Annotated in this window: 15 protein-coding genes, 1 tRNA gene, 1 rRNA gene and 1 other annotated feature; of the genes, 1 reads left to right on the top strand and 16 read right to left on the bottom strand. The window is 29.4% G+C overall.

Translation table 11 applies throughout. The features are described from left to right. Nucleotides 1-278 (bottom strand): 16S ribosomal RNA (locus QP548_RS16340); the annotation flags it as partial. Nucleotides 279-783: 505 nt separating this feature from the next. Beyond that, on the bottom strand, nucleotides 784-2,160 hold the full coding sequence (murD, locus tag QP548_RS16335) for a UDP-N-acetylmuramoyl-L-alanine--D-glutamate ligase (protein ID WP_061429258.1): 1,377 nt from the start codon (nucleotides 2,158-2,160) through the stop codon (nucleotides 784-786). Between the two features lie 310 nt (nucleotides 2,161-2,470). Here murD and hydE point away from each other — a divergent pair, with 310 nt between their 5' ends. Continuing rightward, entirely contained in the window at nucleotides 2,471-3,514 is a 1,044-nt protein-coding gene (gene hydE, locus QP548_RS16330; RefSeq protein WP_061429259.1) for a [FeFe] hydrogenase H-cluster radical SAM maturase HydE, read from the top strand. Nucleotides 3,515-3,754: 240 nt separating this feature from the next. On the opposite strand, the gene QP548_RS16325 is transcribed toward hydE, so the two are convergent. From QP548_RS16325 to spoIIE, 14 genes are all read right to left on the bottom strand, one after another. After that, on the bottom strand, nucleotides 3,755-4,996 hold the full coding sequence (locus QP548_RS16325; RefSeq protein WP_060671159.1) for an NAD(P)-dependent oxidoreductase: 1,242 nt from the start codon (nucleotides 4,994-4,996) through the stop codon (nucleotides 3,755-3,757). Between the two features lie 92 nt (nucleotides 4,997-5,088). Continuing rightward, the gene (locus QP548_RS16320) at nucleotides 5,089-5,958 is read right to left on the bottom strand and encodes a S66 family peptidase (RefSeq protein WP_081109968.1); all 870 of its coding nucleotides are present in this window, start codon (nucleotides 5,956-5,958) and stop codon (nucleotides 5,089-5,091) included. Nucleotides 5,959-6,131: 173 nt separating this feature from the next. Next, entirely contained in the window at nucleotides 6,132-7,250 is a 1,119-nt protein-coding gene (locus tag QP548_RS16315; protein ID WP_060671161.1) for a M20/M25/M40 family metallo-hydrolase, read from the bottom strand. A 186-nt stretch (nucleotides 7,251-7,436) separates the two neighbouring features. Continuing rightward, nucleotides 7,437-8,840, bottom strand: coding sequence for a glycine--tRNA ligase (locus QP548_RS16310; RefSeq protein WP_003450306.1), 1,404 nt, complete (start codon nucleotides 8,838-8,840; stop codon nucleotides 7,437-7,439). A 170-nt stretch (nucleotides 8,841-9,010) separates the two neighbouring features. After that, nucleotides 9,011-9,178, bottom strand: a binding site (T-box leader). A gap of 119 nt (nucleotides 9,179-9,297) precedes the next feature. Beyond that, a tRNA-Asn gene (locus QP548_RS16305) sits at nucleotides 9,298-9,372 on the bottom strand. Nucleotides 9,373-9,534: 162 nt separating this feature from the next. Next, nucleotides 9,535-11,040 carry a lysine--tRNA ligase gene (lysS, locus tag QP548_RS16300; RefSeq protein ID WP_061429260.1) on the bottom strand — a complete coding sequence of 502 codons (1,506 nt, stop codon included), beginning with the start codon at nucleotides 11,038-11,040 and terminating at the stop codon, nucleotides 9,535-9,537. Between the two features lie 25 nt (nucleotides 11,041-11,065). Further along, nucleotides 11,066-11,542 (bottom strand): transcription elongation factor GreA, encoded by a 477-nt coding sequence (gene greA, locus QP548_RS16295; RefSeq protein ID WP_003450338.1) that lies wholly within the window; start codon nucleotides 11,540-11,542, stop codon nucleotides 11,066-11,068. Nucleotides 11,543-11,820: 278 nt separating this feature from the next. Next, nucleotides 11,821-12,801, bottom strand: a complete 981-nt coding sequence (dusB, locus tag QP548_RS16290; RefSeq protein ID WP_003459360.1) for a tRNA dihydrouridine synthase DusB — start codon at nucleotides 12,799-12,801, stop codon at nucleotides 11,821-11,823. A gap of 6 nt (nucleotides 12,802-12,807) precedes the next feature. Next, nucleotides 12,808-13,587, bottom strand: a complete 780-nt coding sequence (locus tag QP548_RS16285) for a type III pantothenate kinase (RefSeq protein WP_003450343.1) — start codon at nucleotides 13,585-13,587, stop codon at nucleotides 12,808-12,810. A 202-nt stretch (nucleotides 13,588-13,789) separates the two neighbouring features. Continuing rightward, entirely contained in the window at nucleotides 13,790-15,460 is a 1,671-nt protein-coding gene (locus QP548_RS16280) for a formate--tetrahydrofolate ligase (protein WP_061429261.1), read from the bottom strand. Between the two features lie 201 nt (nucleotides 15,461-15,661). After that, nucleotides 15,662-17,467 (bottom strand): ATP-dependent zinc metalloprotease FtsH, encoded by a 1,806-nt coding sequence (gene ftsH, locus QP548_RS16275; protein WP_003459329.1) that lies wholly within the window; start codon nucleotides 17,465-17,467, stop codon nucleotides 15,662-15,664. A gap of 74 nt (nucleotides 17,468-17,541) precedes the next feature. Further along, nucleotides 17,542-18,093 (bottom strand): hypoxanthine phosphoribosyltransferase, encoded by a 552-nt coding sequence (gene hpt / locus QP548_RS16270; RefSeq protein WP_081109969.1) that lies wholly within the window; start codon nucleotides 18,091-18,093, stop codon nucleotides 17,542-17,544. Nucleotides 18,094-18,095: 2 nt separating this feature from the next. Further along, nucleotides 18,096-19,505 (bottom strand): tRNA lysidine(34) synthetase TilS, encoded by a 1,410-nt coding sequence (tilS, locus tag QP548_RS16265; protein WP_061429262.1) that lies wholly within the window; start codon nucleotides 19,503-19,505, stop codon nucleotides 18,096-18,098. A 216-nt stretch (nucleotides 19,506-19,721) separates the two neighbouring features. Further along, nucleotides 19,722-22,112, bottom strand: a complete 2,391-nt coding sequence (gene spoIIE, locus QP548_RS16260; RefSeq protein ID WP_061429263.1) for a stage II sporulation protein E — start codon at nucleotides 22,110-22,112, stop codon at nucleotides 19,722-19,724. Between the last annotated feature and the right edge of the window lie 399 nt (nucleotides 22,113-22,511).

Below are 22,511 nucleotides of genomic sequence, written 5' to 3'. Positions count from 1 at the left end.
TCGCCTTGGTAGGCCGTTACCCCACCAACTAGCTAATGCGCCGCGGGTCCATCTCATAGCGGATTGCTCCTTTGGTTAAATGATGATGCCATCTTTCAACATTATGCGGTATTAATCTTCCTTTCGGAAGGCTATTCCACTCTATAAGGCAGGTTACCCACGTGTTACTCACCCGTCCGCCGCTAATCCGTTTCCCGAAGGAAACTTCATCGCTCGACTTGCATGTGTTAAGCACGCCGCCAGCGTTCATCCTGAGCCAGGATCAAACTCTCAATTTAAAAGTTTAATCTATACTCATATTACTTATAAAAGAATTGCTGGTTTATGTTAATATCTTCTGTTTAATTTTCAAAGACCATTTCGTTGTCGCCCTCAAGCGACTTTCTTAGTTTAACATCACTTCGAAACTTTGTCAACAACTTTTTTCAAAACTTTTAATTTATTTTGTTGAGTTGTTTCTGTGTCTCTCAGCGACGAGATTTATCTTACCATCATAAGCAATAACATTTTATTATAAATAACAAGCTTTTACTAAAATATTCTTTAAATACTTAACTTTTCTTATGTTTAGTTTAAAATCCAACTATTGATACTCCAGGTTGCGTTTTTATCTATTTTCATAAGAGACATATATATTATTGTCTGCTGAAGTATATTTTATACATAAAAACAATTTAAAATTCAAATAAAAATAAGCCATATTATTTTTTTAGCTTTAATAATTTCAAAGAATTAATTAAACTAAAATCATAATATGGCTCATTTTAAGATATATTTATCTCATTATATATTATTTACTATTTCCTTAAACTTATCTCCTCTTAATTCAAAGTTTTTAAACATATCAAAACTTGCGCAAGCAGGTGAAAGTGTTATTATATCTCCATTTTCAGCTATTGATTTAGCTATACTTACTACCTCTTCTAAGCTTTCTCCTGAGTATACTGGTACATGAATTCCTTTTTCTTCTTCTAATCTCTTAAAGGCTGCTTTTATTTTTTCTTTAGTTACTCCAAATAATACTATAGCTTTTATTTTTTCATATCCTTCATAAGCTAAAGGCTCAAAAGGTACATGTTTATCATATCCTCCTGCTAAAAGTATAACTGGTTTTTCAAAAGCTTTTAATCCAGCTAAAGTTCTTGTTGGAGTTGATGCTATAGAATCATTATAATATTTTACTCCATCAACTTCTCTTATGAACTCACATCTATGATGAACTCCTCCAAAAGTTTCTGCTACCTTTTTCATTGATTCTATTGATACTTCATCATAAACAGCTAAGAATGCAGCTAAATAATTTTCTACATTATGCATTCCCTTTATGATTATATCATCTTTTTTACATACTTCTTTACCATGTACATATAACTTTCCATCTTTATAGTATGCATCTTCTCCTTCTGTTTTCTTTGAACTAAATCTAACAACTTTCCCTTTTGCTTCTTTATCTAAATTTTTAGTTATTTCATTTTCATCATTAATTACTAAAAGATCATTTTCTCTTTGATATTTAAAAACATTTTTCTTAGCATCAATATATTCTTGCATATCTTTATGCATATCTAAGTGATTTGGAGTTATATTAGTAACTATTGCTACATCAATTTCAACATCCATAGTCATAAGCTGAAAACTTGATAATTCTAATACAACTTTATCTTCTTCTTTTATTTCTTCTATGTTTGAGAATAATGGAGTACCTATATTTCCCCCTGTCCAAGTTTTATATCCCTCTTGTGATAATAACTTAGACACTATTGTTGTAGTTGTTGTTTTACCATCACTACCAGTTACCCCGTAAACTCTACCTTTACAATATCTTACGAATTCTTCCATCTCTGAAGTAATATATGCACCTTGATTTTTACATCTTACTAAAGCCTCACTGTCTATTCTCATAGATGGTGTTTTAAATACAACCTCAAATCCAGTTAATCTATCTAAATAACCTTTTCCAAGTTCTAAATTTACTCCTAATATTTCAAATTCTTTAGAAATTTCACCTAACTCCTCAGCTGATTTCATATCAAAAGCAGTTACTTTAGCTCCTAGTTTAACTAAAAACTTTATAAGAGGTATGTTACTTACCCCAATTCCTACAACTGCTACATTTTTTCCCTTTATAAATTCTTTAAACTCATTAAAGTCTCTTTTCATTTTGTGGCCTCCAAAATTTTTACCAATATTAATAATGGTTCTTTATAAATTGTATCCCATTTCTTTCTAATTATAACACTATGGAATTTTCCATTCCATATTATTATAACTTATTCCGAGTTCTTCTATTTTGTTCTAGTGATGATTTTCTAAAAATATTCATGTTATAATAAATTATTAATCTATTTTTAACTATATTGTTTAAAAGAGCTTGTTAAATTATAATTATTAATTAATAATTATTTTAGGATAAAAAGAGTAATTTTTAATATCTAAAATCCTTATACCCAGATTAATTAGGAGGATTAATATGAATACTATTATACAAAAAGCAAAAGAAACTCATGAACTTTCAAGAGATGAAATTATAGCCCTATTAAAAGATGATGCTATAAATGAAGAACTTTTTAAAGCTGCTGATGAAGTTAGAAAAAAATATCTTGGTGATGAAGTGCATTTAAGAGGACTTATAGAATTCACTAACATATGTAAAAGAAACTGTATGTATTGTGGACTTAGAAGAGATAATAAAAATCTTAATAGATATAGACTTTCTCATGAAGAGATTATAGATTTTGCAAAAAAAGCCGTTGGTTATGGATATAAAACTTTAGTTCTTCAAGGCGGTGAAGATGATTATTATACTGTTGAGCGTTTAGTTCCCATAGTTAAAGATCTTAAAGCTTTAGGAGTTGCCTTAACATTAAGTATAGGCGAAAGACCTTTTGAAGAATATGAAGCCTTAAAAAAAGCTGGAGCTGATAGATTCCTTTTAAGAATTGAAACAACAGATAGAGAATTATATGAAGAACTTGATCCAGGTATGAGTCATGAAAATAGAATTCAATGTCTTAAAAACTTAAGAAAACTTGGATATGAAGTAGGAAGTGGATGTCTTGTTGGTCTTCCTGGTCAAAAAATAGAATCCTTAGCTGATGATATTTTATTTTTCAAAGAACTTGATGTAGATATGAATGGTATAGGACCATTTATTCCAAATGAAGATACTCCACTAAAAGATGCTGAAGGTGGACAATTTGAACTAGCCCTAAAAGTAATGGCTATAGTTAGATTACTTTTACCTGATATAAATATTCCTGCTACAACAGCTATGGAAACATTAAATAAACAAGGAAGAGTAATAGCTCTTCAATGCGGAGCAAATGTAGTAATGCCTAACGTTACTGAAGGTGAATACAGAAAACTTTATGCCTTATATCCAGGTAAAATATGTACAGGCGATACACCTGCTCATTGTAGAGGATGTATTTCTGGAAAAATTAGAGGTATAGGTAGAATAGTTTCTGACGGACCTGGCTTTAGAGCTAATGGATTTAAACCTAAAACTCGTTAATAAAATATAATATAAATAATATTTATAAAACTCTAGAACAATTTAGTAAAATCTAAATCAAATTCTAGAGTTTTTAATTTAGAGTTAAATAAGAATTTATTTTCCTGCACAAGCTTAATCTCATCATAAATTCAATGCTTAGCTCTTTTAATCACATAAAAAACTGTAGGAAAATTTATTTTATATAAACTTCCTACAGCCTTATGAATTATTTAATTCAATATTAAAATTAATTACTTTTTAATTATTTTTGCAAAATTCATCTATAGCATGAGCAACCTTTTTACTATTTGCAACTGCCTCAACTACAGTTTTAGGACCACTTACAACATCTCCTGAAGCAAAAACTCCATTAAGTGTTGTTATTCCCTTTTCATCAGTTACTACTAAGCCATATTTATCTGTTGAAAGATCCCTACTACTTGATACTATATTAGTTCTAGGAGCCTGACTTATGGCAACTATTATTGAATCACATTTAAATACACCTTCACTACCTTCTAAGGTTTTAAATGATACTCTTCCATCCTCAGAAATTACTCTCTCTGTTTGTATGTATTTTACTCCATCCTCATAAATCTCTAAAGGAGCTTTATAAAGTTCAAATTTTACGCCATCTTCCTTAGCCTCTTCTATTTCAACCTTAGTAGCTGGCATATCTTCAAAGCTTTTTCTATAAAGCACATATGTATCTGCACCATTTCTCTTTGCAGTTCTAGCAGCATCCATTGCAACATTTCCCGCTCCTATTACAACTACTCTCTCTCCAAGATTATATGATTTTGGTGCCTTTAAATAATCTATAGCATAGTGAACATTACCTAAAGTTTCTCCCTTAACATTTAAAGTCTTAGGATTCCAAACTCCAGTTGCTATAAATATTGCTTTATAACCATCACTTTTTAACATATCTAAAGTTATAACTGTTCCTATTAAAGTGTTAGGTCTTATTTTAACATTTAATTTAATAAGTGCCTCTTCATATTTATCTATTATATCTCTAGAAAGTCTAAACTCTGGTATTCCATATCTTAATACTCCACCAATTTTATCATTTTCATCAAATATTGTTACTTGATATCCCTTTTTAGCTAATATAAATGCAGCTGTTATTCCCGCAGGACCTCCACCTATTATAGCAATTTTATCTTCTAAAATAGTATCTTGAGTAAGTTCTAGATTATCTAAAAACTCTTCTGATATTTCTCTCTCTATTTCACTAAAGTTTACTGGTGTTTCCTTTATTCCCTTTATACAATTCCCCTTACATTGATTTTCATGAGGACATACTATGGAACAAACTACTGATAAAGGATTGTTTTCAAATAAAATTTCCCCAGCCTCTTTTATTTTATCTTCTTTAAATAATCCTATTACCTCTGGAATAGGTGTACTTATTGGGCAATTAGCCTTACATCTTGGATTTTTGCACATTAAGCATCTTAAAGCTTCTTCTTTTAAGTTTTGCTCATTTACTGTCATTTTTAATAAACCCCCTGATTTCTTAACAACCTATAAAAATTCTTCATTGTTTCATAATATAATATATTATCAAAATAATTTAATAAAGTCATTTATTTAAAAATTAAATATTTTCCTATAGGAATACATTTAGCATCTGCACCATGTCCAAGGTCACTTGTTTTTAATATTGGAATATTAATTTCTCCTATAACTCTCTTTAATATTTCTACTATATCAGGCTTTAAATCCTCTCTTTCCATTTCAGTAAATTCGCCTAATATTATTCCTTTTACCTCATTAAAAACACCTAAGTTTTTATATTGAGTTATATAGGTTACCATCTTAGCTGAATTTCCACTAAAACTTTCTAAAAATAATATTTTATCTTTAAAATTAGGCATATATTTTGCACCTGCTAATTTTAATAAACATCTTATATTACCACCAACAACTATCCCTTCAAGATGACTTCCATTTATCCATTTATAATCTAAATTAAATATGTCTTCTTTTCCCTCTATAAAAGAAGTCTTAAAATTTTGCATTTGCTCCTCTTTAAATCTACCAATTAAATTTCTTAATTGATAATTATAAGTGGTTATATGACACTGAGAATATATAGCATTAAGTAATACTGTTAAATCACTATAACCAAAGAATGGTTTAGGATTTTCCTTTATTAAATTAAAGTCTAAAAAATCTAGGACTTCATTAGCTAAATCTCCACCAGAAATATCAAAAATCATTTTTATATCTTTATCTAAGAATAATTTTTCTAAAGCTCTAGCTTTTTCTTCTCCTGTCCCACTAAAAAGATTATATTCTTTTGCATATAGTGTATCTCCTTCAACCATATCTATATATAAACTTTTTAAATTAAGTTTTAATTCATCTATTATGTTTTTATTTTTTATGCTAAGTCCATTTGAACAACTTATTATCCCTATTTTATCTCCTTTATTTAAAAAACTCATACTCATAGCAACCTCCCAAATAAAAATAATTATTATATATAATACCACTTATTTTCATAAATTTATCTATTTTAAAATATTATTGATTATAATTAATTTTTTAAATCCTCCAAAATAAATATATACTTTAAAAACTTATGAAAAAGGATGAAGAAAATTCTTCATCCTTAAAATTAAAATTATTTATTTATACTTTCTTTAACTAATTCAAGAACCACTTTTGATATTGTTCCTAAATCTTCAATTTTCATATGTTCCTCTAAAGTATGAGGCTTTCTTTCACCACTTGAAAGATTAACTGCCTTTATTCCATTACAGTTAAAAATATTTGTATCACTTCCGCCACCTGAGGCTTTAGTTTCTCCATTTATTCCCAAGTTTTTAAATGCTCTCTTTGCATGTAAAACTATATCTTCATTATCATCTATAACAAAAGCACCATACATTCTATTTACTTCTATATTAACTTCTCCACCAAATTTTTCAGCAGAAGCTTTAAAAGTTTCTACCATATGTTTTGTTTGAGCATCTAATTTTTCTGTAACGGTACTTCTTGCTTCCGCATCTATTATTACTTCAGGACAAACTACATTATTAGCAACTCCTCCTGAAATTTTTCCTATATTAGCAGTAGTATCTTTATCTACTCTTAAAAGTTTCATGTTTGCTATAGCATCTGAAGCTATAGAAATTGCACTTATTCCATCTTCAGGTGAAACTCCAGCATGTGCAGGTTTTCCCTTTATAGTAACCTTTAAAGTATCATGAGCAGGTCCTATTGTAGTTATAAAACCTGGATCTCCACTTGTATCAAAAAGGAATGCTTTTTTTGCACTTATTTTTGAATAATCTAAATTTTTAGCTCCTAAAAGACCTGTTTCTTCAGCTATTGTAAATACAACTTCTATATTAGCATGGTCTATGTTGTTTTCTTTTATTACTCTTAAAGCTTCAACTATAGCAGCTATTCCACCTTTATCGTCTCCACCTAATATAGTTGTCCCATCACTATATATAACTCCATCTTTTATTATTGGCTTTATTCCTTTACCAGGTTTAACAGTATCCATATGACATGCAAAAAGAATAGTTTCTCCTTCTACATTACCTTTTAATTTAGCTATTAAGTTTCCTGTATTTGAACCTATTTTTTCTCCACTGTTATCAAATTCAACTTCTAATCCAGCTTCGATTAAATCCTTTTCTAATCTTTTAGCAAAATTACCTTCTTCATAAGTTTCACTATCTATTTGGATATAATCTAAAAAACTTTCTAAAACTCTTTTTTCATTTATCATAATATTTTAGTCTCCCTTAAAGCATTTTAATAAATTTCATATAAAATTATATCACGAAAAATACATTTGTCCGTAATTGTAAAACAAAATTCATAACTATGTCCTTTAGTACTTTAAAATCATAAATAAAAAAAACTTATAAATATATGTGGAATATATTTATAAGTTTTTATTTTTGCTTTTAAACTAGAATTCTAAGCTCTTTTCTATTATAGCTCTTACATCTTCTATTTTAACTCTTTGTTGTTCCATGTTATCTCTGTCTCTTACAGTTACACATCCATCTTCTAAAGTATCGAAGTCAACTGTTATACAGAATGGAGTTCCTATTTCATCTTGTCTTCTATATCTCTTACCAATACTTCCTGTTTCATCATAATCAACATTGAAGTGTTTGCTAAGTTCTGCATATACTTCATCAGCTTTTTCTGATAATTTCTTAGAAAGTGGTAATATAGCAGCCTTAAATGGTGCTAAAGCTGGGTGTAAGTGCATAACTGTTCTTACATCTACTTTTCCATTAGCTCCTTCTAATTCTTCCTCATCATAAGCTTCAACTAAGAATGCTAATGCAACCCTGTCTGCTCCTAATGATGGCTCTATAACATATGGTACATATTTTTCATTTGTTGTTGGGTCTAAGTAAGTCATGTCTTGACCTGAGTGTTCAGCATGCTTATTTAAGTCATAGTCTGTTCTATCAGCTATTCCCCAAAGTTCTCCCCATCCAAATGGGAATAAGTATTCTATATCTGAAGTTGCATTTGAGTAGAAGCTTAATTCTTCTTCTCCATGATCTCTCATTCTTATGTTTTCTTCTTTCATTCCTAAGTTTAATAGGAAGTTCCAACAACTATCTTTCCAGAAGTTGAACCATTCTAAATCAGTTCCTGGTTTACAGAAGAACTCAAGCTCCATTTGTTCGAACTCTCTAGTTCTGAAAGTGAAGTTACCTGGAGTTATTTCGTTTCTGAAAGATTTACCAATTTGAGCTATACCAAATGGTACTTTCTTTCTTGTAGTTCTTTGTACTGATTTAAAGTTTACGAATATACCTTGAGCAGTTTCTGGTCTTAAATATACTTCGTTTTTACTGTCTTCAGTTATTCCTTGGAAAGTTTTAAACATTAAGTTGAACTTTCTTATATCTGTGTAGTTTAATTTTCCACATTTTGGACAAACTATGTTATTCTTAGTTATGTAGTCCATTAACTCTTCATTGCTCCATCCATCAGCTGTAGCAACTTCTGCTCCGTTTGCAGTCATATGATCTTCAACTAATTTATCTGCTCTGAATCTAGCTTTACATTCTTTACAATCCATTAGAGGATCTGAGAATCCACCAACGTGACCTGATGCAACCCAAACTTCTCTATTCATTAAGATAGCTGAATCTAATCCAACATTATATTTGCTCTCTTGAACAAACTTTTTCCACCAAGCTCTTTTTACGTTATTTTTGAATTCAACTCCTAGTGGGCCGTAATCCCATGAGTTTGCAAGTCCACCGTATATTTCTGAACCTGGGAATATAAATCCTCTGTTTTTACATAAGGCTACTATTTTATCCATAGTTTTTTCTACTGCCATTACAATTACCTCCATTTATATTAAATAACTTATTTTATATTAATTCTTCACTTTATAAAGAACTTTAAACTTCCTTGAGAAATATTTCTAACAGTTTTATTCACTGCTAGAAATACTCATCTAGATTAACAGCCTAAGGGCTTTATATAAATAAAAAAAGCCATTACATTCAAAGGGACGAAATAAAATTCCGCGGTTCCACCCTTTTTAGCAAAAGCTCATCTCTCAAAATAATTGTACTCAAAAGCTCCCTTCATTTTAAACCTTTAATAACTTTCACCAACCGTTATTTCTCTAAAAAAGATTTTAAAACTACTCTTCTTCATCATAGTACATATTTAGTTATACTCTTAATTTTATCAAAACTAAATTATATGTCAATAAAAAAAGAATTTATAAACATACAAAAGCTTATATATTTATAAATTCTTTCTTAATTAATTTTAGACAAAAAAAATGGCTCCTCGGAGAGGACTCGAACCTCCAACCTATCGGTTAACAGCCGAGTGCTCCACCATTGAGCTACCGAGGAACATTTACAAATTTATTATATCATATTTCAAATAAAATACAATAGTTTTTTAGGTAGATTTTAAAAATAATCTAGAATTTTTTTAGGCTTTTTCTCTTCAAATAATTCAAATAAAATAAAAAGTAGAAGTCTACTTTTTAGTAAACTTCTACTTTATATAAACTATTTTTGTGGTTTCATTGTTGGGAATAATATAACGTCTCTTATTGATGAAGAGTCAGTTAAGAACATTATCATTCTGTCTATTCCTATTCCTAATCCACCTGTTGGAGGCATACCAGTTTCTAAAGCACTCATGAATTCTTCATCTAACATGTATGCTTCATCATCTCCGTATTCTCTTTCTCTAGCTTGTTGTTCAAATCTTTCTCTTTGAACTATTGGATCGTTAAGTTCTGAGTATGAGTTACATACTTCTCTACCATATACAAATCCTTCAAATCTTTCAGTAAACATTTCATTTCCTCTTTTCTTTTTAGTAAGAGGTGATATCTCTACTGGATAATCTATTAAGAATGTAGGTTGAATTAATTTTTCTTCACCATATTCTTCAAATAACATATTTAGAACTTCACCTTTAGTAACCTTATCTAATGGTTTAGGGAATTCTAAGTTTTTCTCTTTAGCTATAGCTTGAGCTTCTTCATCACTCTTAATTTCATTGAAATCTATGCCAGCAAATTCCTTAACAGCATCTACCATAGTTAATCTTCTCCATGGTGGTGTGAAGTCTATTTCAGTTCCTTCATAAGTTACTTTAGTTGATCCATTTACTTTTTCACAAACATAAGCAATCATGTTTTCCATAATTTCCATCATATCGTTATAATCTGAATATGCTTCATATAACTCTATAGCAGTAAATTCTGGGTTATGTCTTACTGAAACCCCTTCATTTCTGAAGTTTTTACCCATTTCATAAACTTTTTCAAATCCAGCAACTATTAATCTCTTTAAGTATAACTCAGTAGCAATTCTTAAATACATATCTATATCTAAAGCATTGTGGTGAGTTATGAAAGGTCTAGCAGCAGCTCCACCAGCTATTGGTGAAAGAATTGGTGTGTCAACCTCTAAGAATCCTCTATTATCTAAGAATTCTCTTATTGCTTTTACTATTTGTGATCTCTTAATAAAAGTATCTTTAACTTCTGGGTTTGTTATTATATCAACTTCTCTTTGTCTGTATCTTAAGTCTGGATCCTTTAAACCATGCCATTTTTCTGGTAATGGTTTTAAAGATTTACAGATTAATTCAAATGAAGTTACTTTTATTGAAACTTCACCCATTTTTGTTTTAAATACTTCTCCAGTTGCAGAAACCCAGTCACCTAAATCGAAAGTTTTAAATTCCTTTAAAGCTTCCTCTCCAACGTTATCAATCTTAATAAATAATTGAATTTTTCCTGGTAAATCTGCTAAATCAGCGAATACAACTTTACCTTGACCTCTTTTTGACATAAGTCTTCCGGCAACTTTTACTTCTTTACCTTCTAACTCTTCAAAATTATCTTTTACATCAGCAGAAGAGTGTGTTCTCTCTACCTTGTATACATCAAATGGGTCCTTACCAGCTTCTTGTAATTCAACAAGTTTTTGTCTTCTTAACATCTCTTGTTCACTTAATTGTTCTTCTGCTTCGTGAATATTTATTTCCTCATTTGACATTTAAAAATCCCTCCATCTATATTATCTATCTTCTTATTCCAAGAACTTCGAACTTAGTAGTTCCTCCTGGTACTTCTATCTCTACAACATCTCCAACTTTTTTACCCATTAACCCTTCACCAACTGGTGATTCATTTGATATCTTAAAGTTCATTGGATCTGCTTCTGCTGAACCAACTATTGAATACTCAACTTCTTCATCAAAATCAAAGTCCATAACCTTAACGATTGATCCAACTGTAACTATATCTGTTGATATTTCTGACTCATCAACAACAACAGCGTTTTTAAGCATGTTTTCTAATTGAATTATTCTTCCTTCAGTGAAAGCTTGCTCATTTTTAGCTTCATCATATTCTGAGTTCTCACTTAAATCTCCGTATCCTAATGCAACTTTTATCTTTTCAGTTATTTCTTTTCTTTTTACTGTTTTAAGATATTCTAATTCATCTTCTAATTTTTTAACACCTTCATATGTCATTATATGTTTCTTTTCGCTCATTTTCTTTCTCCCCTTTGAACATATTATTATAATATCATATTTAAACTTAACCTGTTAATATACAATTCATAAAAACTTTAAGATTATTAAGCCTAATTATTCAAATTATTATAATTCCTAAAGATTATTATGTCAAACTATATATTATATAAGATAGAATACACTAAATAAAAAATCATTATTTAGCTTTAATTCTCACCTTTATTTGTATAAATTAAACATCTAATATTTTACTGATGCTTTATTATATCCAGTTATATCCCCATTTATGATAAATATTATAAATCATTTTTCATTAAATATTCTTTATACTCATTAAGGATACCCATAATCTTCTCTGGATCTGCTTCTAAATTAAGCCTATTCTTAACTTCAGTACAATTATTTAATCCTTTTATATACCAAGCTGCATGTTTTCTCATTTCTCTTACAGCCTTATACTCTCCATCATATTTAAGTGATAAATTATAGTGTCTTATACACATATCTATTTTTTCTTCTGGAGTAGGCATATAAACCTCTTCTCCATTTAATTTCTGAACTATTTGCTTGAAGATCCATGGGTTTCCCATACTTCCCCTTGCAACCATAATTCCATCACAGTTAGTTTGATTTTTAAGACTTAAAGCATCCTCCGCAGTAAATACATCTCCATTTCCTATAACAGGAATATTAACTGCTTCCTTTACTTGTCTTATTATATCCCAGTTAGCTTTTCCTTCATACATTTGAGCTCTAGTTCTTCCATGTACAGCAATGGCATCTACTCCTGCTTCCTCCATGATTTTAGCAAACTCAACAGCATTTATATTTTCTTCATCAAAACCCATTCTAAACTTAACTGTTACAGGCTTTGTTGCAACTTTTTTTATGCTACTCATGATCTCATAAGCTAATTTAGGATTTTTCATTAAGGCTGAACCTTCACCATTTTTTACTATCTTAGGTGCAGGACATCCCATATTCACATCTATTATACATATATCATCATTTGTATTAAAATGCTTCTCAGTGACATAAGCCATTATCTCTGGATCATTTCCAAACATCTGACAAGATACCGGTTTTTCTTCATCTGCAATTCTCATTAATTCTTTTGTATTTTCACTCCCATAGTACAATGCCTTTGCACTAACCATTTCAGTGCAAACAATTCCTGCACCCATCTCTTTACATAATCCCCTAAAAGATATATCTGTAACCCCTGCCATAGGTGCTAAGAAAACATTATTTTCTAAAACTATGTTTGATATTTTCATTACTTTCTACTCCTTGTTTTTTTCGTAAAGAATCTTAAGCCCTTCTAAAGTTAATTTACGATCTACTTCATCAATTACATCCGTTTCGCTATAAACAAGTTTAGCTAGCCCTCCTGTAGCTAATACAAATGGTTCTTTTTCTCCTAAGTCCATCATTTCCTTTTTCATACGTTTAACTATATATTCAACTTTTCCAATATATCCATAAATTATTCCAGCTTGCATACTTGTAACTGTATTTTTACAAATTACACTCTTTGGTTTTTCAAGTTCTATTCTTGGAAGCTTTGCAGCTCTCTCAAATAAAGCATCTGCTGAAATTTGAATTCCTGGACATATATTTCCACCTAAATAATCTCCCTTTTCAGTAATGGCACAGAATGTTGTTGCTGTTCCAAAATCTATTATTATCATAGGTTTTTTATGCTTTTCAAAAGCAGCTACAGCATTTACTATTCTATCTGCTCCAACCTCTTTAGGATTATCATATTTTATATTAATTCCAGTTTTTATTCCAGGTCCTACTACAATAGGTTCTTTGCAGAAACATTTTCTAACCATGTTTTCTAAAGAATGCATTATATTAGGAACTACTGAAGAAATTATTATTCCTTCAACCTCTTCTGGATTTAATTTAGCTTGATTAAATAGTTGCATAACTTGTATTGAATATTCATCTGATGTTTTCTTAGAATCTGTAGATATTCTCCATGATGCTATGTATTTTTCATTATCATGAATCCCTAAAACTATATTTGTATTACCTACATCTATTAATAAAATCATGTGTTTTACACCACCTTAATATAATTAAAGACAGCTAATAAAGCTGTCCGGAAAATACCATGTACCCTTTATATAACAATATTAATTTTAACAACTACTATACATTTGTCAAGCAATTACAATTACTAGTTTTTAAATAAAAAAAGGCTTATATGACTATTTTTTTAACAGCGTCATATAAGCCTCAAAATTATCTAAACATTTAGAATAATCCTACTATTTCTCCATTGTCTTTTATATCCATTCTATTAGCAGCAGGAACTTTAGGTAATCCTGGCATTGTCATAACATCCCCTGTTAAAACAACTATGAATCCAGCTCCATTTGAAACTCTAACCTCTTTAACAGTTATATCAAAGTTTTCAGGTCTTCCTAAAAGACTTGGATTATCTGATAATGAATACTGTGTCTTAGCCATACATATTGGAAGCTTATCTAAATTAAATTTCTCAATTTCATCTATTTGTTTAAGAGCTTGAGGAGTATAGTTTACTCCTTTTCCGCCATATATAGTTTGAACTATTTTTAGTATTTTATCCTTTATTGATTCTTCTGAATCGTAAATCATCTTAAAGTTTGAAGGCTCATTTTCCATTGTTTTTATAACCTTATTAGCTAAATCAATTCCGCCTTCTCCACCTTTTTCCCATACTTCTGTTAAGCTAACCTCTACTCCTATATTTTTGCAGAAGTCTTCTATAGCTTTAACCTCTTCATCTGAATCAGTTATAAACTTATTTATAGCAACAACAACTGGTACTCCATAAGCTTTTATATTTTCTATTTGCTTTTCTAAGTTTTTCATTCCTTTATTTAAAGCATCTACATTTGATATGTTTAATTCATCTTTCTTCACTCCACCGTGATGTTTTAAAGCTCTTATAGTAGCTACTAAAACTACACAATCAGGATTTAAATTTCCGTATCTACATTTTATATCTAAGAATTTTTCTGCACCTAAATCTGCTCCGAAGCCAGCTTCTGTTATAGTTATATCACTCATTTTTAAAGCTGTCTTAGTTGCTATTATTGAATTACATCCATGAGCTATATTTGCAAATGGTCCTCCATGAATTATTGCTGGAGTATTTTCTAAAGTTTGAACAAGGTTAGGTTTTATAGCATCTTTCATAAGTAAAGCCATAGCTCCTTGAACTTCTAATTCCTTAGCATAAACTGGCTCTCCATCTAAATTATATGCAATTAAGATATTTCCCATTCTCTCTTTTAAGTCTTCTAAATTACTAGCCATGCATAATATAGCCATTATTTCTGATGCAACAGTGATCATAAATCCATCTTCTCTTAAGAATCCGTTTATTTTACCACCCATTCCAACAACTATATTTCTTAAGGCTCTATCATTCATATCCATAACTCTTTTAAATACAATTCTTCTTGAATCTATTCTTAATAAATTACCTTGATGAATATGGTTATCTATAGCTGCACATAAAAGATTATTAGCTGAAGTTATTGCATGCATATCCCCTGTAAAATGAAGATTTATATCTTCCATAGGAACTACTTGAGCATATCCACCACCAGCTGCTCCACCTTTTATTCCAAATACAGGGCCTAATGATGGCTCTCTTAAGGCTATAACAGTATTTTTTCCTATTTTATTTAATGCTTGTCCTAATCCTACTGTAACAGTCGATTTTCCCTCTCCTGCTGGCGTTGGATTTATAGCTGTAACTAAAACAAGCTTACCATCTTTATTATTTTCTAGTCTTTTTATTGCATCTAAAGATATCTTACATTTATATTTTCCATAAAGCTCAATATCATCTTCTCCAAGGCCTATTTTTTTAGCAATATTTATTATTGGCTCCATTTTAGCACTTTGTGCTATTTCAATATCATTTTTCATAATTCCGCACCTCATTCCAAAGTAATCTACTTAATATTATACCCATAATTTATTAAAAAACAAAGAGTTTTATCGAATATTTTTATATATTTTATAAAAATTGTTCGTATTATTAAAATATCTTTAGTGAAATTATAATATAAAATAATTCTTAATTAAATAATAATTATAAAAAAAGAGGTACTTAAGTACCTCTTTTAACTATGAGTTTTTAAATATTTCTCTAAACTCATCACCATCAATTTTTTCTTTTTGAAGTAACACATCAGTTACTGCATTTAATTTACTTATATTTTCTCTTAATATAGATTCTGCTCTATTATAAGCTTCATCAATTAATTTCTTGATTTCTTCATCTATTTTAGCGCTAGTTTCTTCACTTATGTTACTACTCTTTCCAATGTCTCTACCTAAGAATACTTCGCCACCATCGCTATTACCAAATGATATAGGTCCAATAACATCACTCATTCCATATTCCATAACCATACTTCTAGCAATGTGACTAGCTCTATCTATATCATTTTTAGCACCGGCACTTATATCTCCAATAACTAATTTCTCAGCCACTCTTCCACCTAAAAGTTCAACCATCTTATCCTTAAGTTGTTTCTTAGATGTGTGAGTTCTATCTTCCTCTGGTAAATTCATTGTGTATCCTGCAGCCATTCCTCTTTGAATTATACTTATTTCATGAACTGGATCTGCATACTCTAGAACATTACTTACAACAGCGTGACCAGATTCGTGAACTGCAGTGATTCTTCTATCATATTCACTAACAACTCTACTCTTCTTCTCTGGCCCAGCTATCACTCTTGTTATAGCCTCTTCAATGTCTGCCATATCTATGCTACTTTTGCCACCTCTAACCGCTAATAATGCAGCTTCGTTAGTTAAGTTTTCAAGATCTGCACCACTAAATCCTGGTGTCATTTTAGCTAAAACTTTTAAATCTACATCCTCTGATAGATGTTTATTTCTTGTATGAACTTTTAGTACTTCTTCTCTGCCCTTAACATCAGGTGCACCTACTAAAATTCTTCTATCAAATCTTCCTGGTCTTAATAATGCTGGATCTAAGATATCTGGTCTATTTGTAGCAGCTATCATAATTATTCCTTCATTAACTCCAAAACCGTCCATCTCAACTAGTAATTGGTTTAATGTTTGTTCTCTTTCATCATGACCGCCACCAAGTCCAGCACCTCTTTGTCTACCAACAGCATCGATTTCGTCTATAAATATAATACATGGAGCATTTTTCTTAGCTTGCTCAAATAAATCTCTTACTCTTGAAGCACCAACTCCAACAAACATTTCAACGAAATCTGAACCTGATATACTAAAGAAAGGAACACCAGCTTCTCCTGCTATAGCTTTTGCAAGAAGTGTCTTACCTGTTCCTGGAGGCCCTACTAAAAGAACTCCTTTAGGTATTCTTGCTCCCATTTCTATATATCTCTTAGGTTGTTTTAAGAAATCAACAATTTCTTCTAATTCACCTTTTTCTTCATCAGCCCCAGCAACATCTTTGAACGTAACTTTCTTTCCGTCTAAATTAGCCATCTTAGCTTTACTTTTACCGAAATTCATTACCCCTCTATTTCCACCACTGTTTTGAGCTTGCTGTGTGAACATAAATAAACCAAAGAATATTACACCTATTATAAGTATTGTTGGAAGGAAACTAATCCAAATCCCCATATTATTAGGTGGTGTATACTTTATTACAGTTTCTACCCCTTGAGTCTCTTGTAAAAGATTGTCTAACATCTTATTTGAAACATATGAAGTAAACCTCTTACCATCTTTAAAAACCCCATCAACTGACATTTTATCTTCTTTTATGGTCATTGTTTCAATTTTATTTTCCACATATGCTTCTTTAAATTCAGTATATGATATTACTTTTCCTTGAGTTCCATTTCTATAAAAAGCAAATGCAAACATAAGCACTACAGCAAAAATAGCTATATAAGTAATCATACTTTGTAATTTTTTCATCTCTATGCCCCCCTCTCTGACCATCATTTTTAATGAATTTTAACATAAGAAATAGTATTTTACAATATTTTGAATTACTTATTATAAATTTCTTCTTTTAAAGCACCGATGAATGGTAAGTTTCTATATTTTTCAGCATAGTCTATTCCATATCCAACTATGAATTCATCTGGTACATCAAATCCTTTGTATTTTGCTGAAACATTTGAAGTTCTTCTAGCTTCTTTATCTAATAGAGCAACTATTTCTATACTTGCTGCCTTTCTAGCTTTTAAATATTCTAAAAGATAGCTTAAAGTTGTTCCTGTATCAACTATATCTTCAACTATAAGAACATGCTTATTTTCTATATCACTATCTAAGTCTTTTAATATTCTAACAACTCCTGAAGTTTGAGCTGAGTTGCCATAACTTGAAACAGCCATAAAATCTATTTCACATGGTATTGTTATATTTTTAATAAGGTCTGAAGTAAATAATACTGAACCTTTTAATATACCAACAACTAATAAATCTTTTCCAGCATAATCTTTACTAATTTCTTCAGCCAGCTCTTTTACACGTTTAGCTAATTGTTCTTCTGAATATAAAACTTTTTTAACATCATCTTTTATGTCTCTTATCATAATTAATTTTCCTTTCCTTTAAAAGTAATTTTAATTACCTTTTTAGTTTTATTTGTAACTTTAAATGTTTCACTAACATTAGATCCTACAATCCATGCTATTTCATTATTAAATAGCACTAAGGGTATAAAATCTCTTTCTTCTTTAGGTATTTTGTTATTTATAAATATATCTTTTAGCTTTTTGCTACTCTTCATTCCTAAAGGAATTATTTTATCTCCATTTTGTCTAAATCTAATATCTATATTGGAAATTTTATCATAATCAAAAGACTTTATAAATCTATCTTTTGAAAATTTTTCACCTTTTTTAAAATCTTCTACTATTAATTCATAATTTCCTAAAATATCATCTTCTATTACAACTTTTTGATTCTTATCTAATTCATCTTTAATATTTTCTAAATTTAAAACTTTATTCTCTTTAGCCTTTTTGCTATCTACTAATTTTATTCTTATTTCTCCATATTCATTTACAGCAATTACCCCATTAGTTATGTTAATTTGCTTTCCTGTTCCTTTATCTTTTAAGGCAATTATGTCCTGTATATGTTTTAATTCAAAGTTATTATGTTTAGAACTTACTTCAAATAATGCCTTTTTTATTATTCTTGTTAATAGAGCTTCCTTCTCATTAAAGGCTTCTTCTTTAATAAGAATGCTGTGATTTTCCTTTATACAAAGTTTAGGAAATCTTTTTTCCACTTCTTCTTGTATAAACTCTACATCCTTACTACAGCTATAAGCTAATCTATTTAATGTAGTAACTATATCTGGATTAAAATTCTCTTCTATAAATGGTATTGCCTTAAGCCTTATTTTATTTCTAGAATATATTTCTTCTAAATTAGTTTCATCTATTCTAGGATTTAAATTATTTATTTCACAGTATTCTTCTATTTCTTTTCTTCTTAAAATCAATATAGGTCTTATGAAAATACCATCTCTAACTGGTTTAATTCCAACTAATCCTTCTATACCAGTTCCTCTTAAAGCCCTCATAATAAGAGTTTCTGCTTGATCATTAGCATTATGTGCTATGGCTATCTTATCTAATGAATATTCATTCTTTATTTCTTCAAAGAATTTATATCTCTCTTCTCTTCCAGCCATTTCTGTGGAAATGTTTTGTTCTTCACTTATCTTGTTTATATCTACTCTTTTTACAAAACATTTTATATTTAAATTCTTACAAAGTTCTTCTACATAAGCTTCATCTTTTAAAGCACTTTTTCCTCTTAAACAATGATTCACATGGGCTGCATATACTTCTATGTGTAATAATTCCCTAAGTTCACTTAAAATATGTAGTAAACATACTGAGTCTGGACCACCTGATAAAGCTACTAAAACCTTATCTCCATTTTTAATCATGGAGTTTTCATTTATAAAATCTATAACCTTTTTCTTCATTGTAACTCACTCCATAAATATTATATTTTGCCCTAATATTATAACACATAAAAAATCCCTTATGTTCTTAAAAAAGTTCGTATAATTAATTTTAAATAATAAATTTAATTATTTACTTAAAAATAAAAGAAAGTGCATAAGAACTTTTCTTTTAAGTAAAATCTACACACAAAATAATTTATAGATTTTATTTAGTTCTTATACACTCTCCTTTTCTTAATTTATTGCAAAAACCTTAGATACAACTACTGTCATATCATCCTTAGCCTTTCCTCCACTTAATTCCTTTGCTTTTTCTAAAATAGCTATTGATAAATCCTTAGGTTGTCTATACTTAGTACTCTTTAAAAATTCAATTAACCATGTAGTATCAAAACTCCCATCATTTTTAACATCTAAAATACCATCACTTATACTAACTATTACATCTCCATTACCTACTTGCTTTTCAACAGTATCTACATCTGGCTCTTCTAAAACACCAAAAGGAAGTGTATTTGAATTTATAACTTCTACCTTATTTCCTCTCTTTATAAAGCTTTCTATAGCTCCAACTTTCATAAACTTAGCATTTCCAGTATATAAGTCTATCTTATTCATATCTAATGTAGAAAACTTTTCATCTTCACTAAACTTTATACTCATAATTGCATTAACTGCATCAATAGCTATTTTTTCATCAAAACCAACTTCCATAAACTTCTCTATTATTTCTACAGAAACTTTACTTTCAAGTCCTGCTTCAGGTCCTGATCCCATGCCATCTGATATTACAGTTATATAATTACCATCCTTTGTTCTACCATATGAATATGAATCTCCAGTGAACTTTTCTCCCTCTTTAGTAGCAACTGCTACATGAGAATTAATATGATATTTAGGGGCTTCTTCAATAACAATCTCACACATATTATTTTTGCTATTTATATTACACCCTTCACTTCCGATACTCATATTTTTACCTATGGTTTCGCTTATTATAGGAAGAATTGTTTTTATACATGTTTGAGATCCCATACAATTTTCCATTTGCATCTTAATTTTAATTCTTCCATTTTTATCGTTATAACATATTAAGCTTCCAAAATTAATGCCATATTTTAAAAGAGATTTTTTAATGCTTTTTTCTACATCAGTACATAAATGCAGTTCATTTCCAAACTCGTCAACTATTTCACTAATTGTAACTGACATATTGTTTATATGATTAGATAAGATTTTTCTTCCCTCTCCTAATCTACTCTTTAATGTTTCGTTTACCATATAGATATTCATTATGTCCTCTAGATTTTTAACTAGAGCATATTTCTTTATGCATTTTTTCTCAAGCTCATGAGGAAAAGTACCTGAATTATTTTCATAATTTCTTATTAAATCTGAAAAAGCATTGTAAGTCTGATGAAGTTCTCTCTTCCAACACATATATCTCATATCACAGTCACTACAAGTTCTATCTGATAAATTTTCAACCAATGCATTCCCCTTATTTTTTATAGCTAATTTATCATTACCAACTAGATTATTTAGTGACTTACCCATTATAGATAAAACTTCAGTAAAATCTTTTAATCTTTCAGTTAACTCATCTTTAATCTCAGCAAATCTAACTTCACTAAAATGTCCAACCTTTTTATCCTTGTTTATTTCTAATGAAATTTTATTGTATATTTTTTTAGGAATTAAAAGAAATATTCCTGTTCCAACTAAGGCTTCTATAAATGAAATACTATTAAAAACTCCAGAATATAAAGTTACTATTACAAAAATTATGTTAAATGATAAAGCTGTAAAAAGCTTTCCTGACTCTCTAAATATCCCAGCAACTAAACCACAAGCTCCATAAATAGCTATACTCTCCATAAGATTACCTGTAGCAAAACCTAATATTATACCCATAGTTATACCTGCTCCAGCACCCATATTTGTATCTGAAATAAAAGCTAAAGCTATAATAAAAAGTATAGCTGCTATATTTCTAAAGCTAATATCATTTAGTGATAGGGTTCCAATTCCAACTATTAATAAACATATAAATAGTTCTATACTTACAATTTCATCTATTGAGAAAAAATGTTGAGTATTTATTTCCTCTATGCACTTTAATGTATAGCTCACAACATAATAAATAGGAAAAACTAAAGCTGTTACCGAAATTGCACCTATTAAGTGTAAAACTATATCTGAACTTCCTACTAAAACTCCATAAACAAACAATCCTGAAAATACAATACTAAAATTTGCTATATTTCTAGCCTTTTTATTTAGTTTACTCATAGAAATTATGGTAACTATAGTTGATATTATTATGTAAGCCGAAAAGTTGCTAACCTTATTAAATAAGGTAATATACCCTACTATAACTCCTAAACTTGATGATAATATATATTTTCTTTCATAATTTGTTATTGCAATTAAATATGCTAATCCAAATGGAGCTAATACTTGAACTACTCCAAAAGTCATATCTAAATATACTCTACTTATTAAAAGACCTGCAACCATAGCCATAATAAGCCCAATGCTAGAAGCTTCTATTTTCATATTATTTTTTACATTTTCTGAATCCTTTGCTCTTTTGTAATTATCAATTTTAACTCCATATTGCATATTTATCCTCCTAACCTTCTATCTTTATCAACATTATAGCAAGATTTACAGGAAAAATTTGTAAATATATAGATTAAGCTTTTATTTTTTTAAGACATAATAAAACAAAAATTTTATGGAATTTATATTTTTTATATAAGATTTATAATTTAATTACCATTTAATTGGAAATAAATGAACTGACATGAATTTTAAGAAATATATTATCTTTTTTAGACTTTACTAAAAACACTTTTTGTTGAATAAAGTATGTTTTTATCTACAAAAAAGATAATTATATATTAAAGAAAAATAAAAAACTCATCTTATTTTAAGATGAGTTTTGGTGCCGAAGACCGGAATCGAACCGGTACGATGTGTTAGCATCGCAGGATTTTAAGTCCTGTGCGTCTGCCAGTT

Origin of the sequence: Clostridium sp. UMB9555A (assembly GCF_030222355.1) — a bacterium.
GTDB classification, from domain to species: domain Bacteria; phylum Bacillota; class Clostridia; order Clostridiales; family Clostridiaceae; genus Sarcina; species Sarcina perfringens.
Note: the sequence above shows the minus strand (reverse complement) of the source record. Positions and strands in the feature narration are given on the sequence as shown.

Coding starts and splice junctions, on each gene's coding strand:
- murD (WP_061429258.1), bottom strand. CDS start 2,160: ATGAAAAGAGACTTTAATGAGTTTAAAGAATTTATAAAGGGAAAAAAT.
- hydE (WP_061429259.1), top strand. CDS start 2,471: ATGAATACTATTATACAAAAAGCAAAAGAAACTCATGAACTTTCAAGA.
- QP548_RS16325 (WP_060671159.1), bottom strand. CDS start 4,996: ATGACAGTAAATGAGCAAAACTTAAAAGAAGAAGCTTTAAGATGCTTA.
- QP548_RS16320 (WP_081109968.1), bottom strand. CDS start 5,958: ATGAGTATGAGTTTTTTAAATAAAGGAGATAAAATAGGGATAATAAGT.
- QP548_RS16315 (WP_060671161.1), bottom strand. CDS start 7,250: ATGATAAATGAAAAAAGAGTTTTAGAAAGTTTTTTAGATTATATCCAA.
- QP548_RS16310 (WP_003450306.1), bottom strand. CDS start 8,840: ATGGCAGTAGAAAAAACTATGGATAAAATAGTAGCCTTATGTAAAAAC.
- lysS (WP_061429260.1), bottom strand. CDS start 11,040: ATGTCAAATGAGGAAATAAATATTCACGAAGCAGAAGAACAATTAAGT.
- greA (WP_003450338.1), bottom strand. CDS start 11,542: ATGAGCGAAAAGAAACATATAATGACATATGAAGGTGTTAAAAAATTA.
- dusB (WP_003459360.1), bottom strand. CDS start 12,801: ATGAAAATATCAAACATAGTTTTAGAAAATAATGTTTTCTTAGCACCT.
- QP548_RS16285 (WP_003450343.1), bottom strand. CDS start 13,587: ATGATTTTATTAATAGATGTAGGTAATACAAATATAGTTTTAGGGATT.
- QP548_RS16280 (WP_061429261.1), bottom strand. CDS start 15,460: ATGAAAAATGATATTGAAATAGCACAAAGTGCTAAAATGGAGCCAATA.
- ftsH (WP_003459329.1), bottom strand. CDS start 17,467: ATGAAAAAATTACAAAGTATGATTACTTATATAGCTATTTTTGCTGTA.
- hpt (WP_081109969.1), bottom strand. CDS start 18,093: ATGATAAGAGACATAAAAGATGATGTTAAAAAAGTTTTATATTCAGAA.
- tilS (WP_061429262.1), bottom strand. CDS start 19,505: ATGAAGAAAAAGGTTATAGATTTTATAAATGAAAACTCCATGATTAAA.
- spoIIE (WP_061429263.1), bottom strand. CDS start 22,112: ATGCAATATGGAGTTAAAATTGATAATTACAAAAGAGCAAAGGATTCA.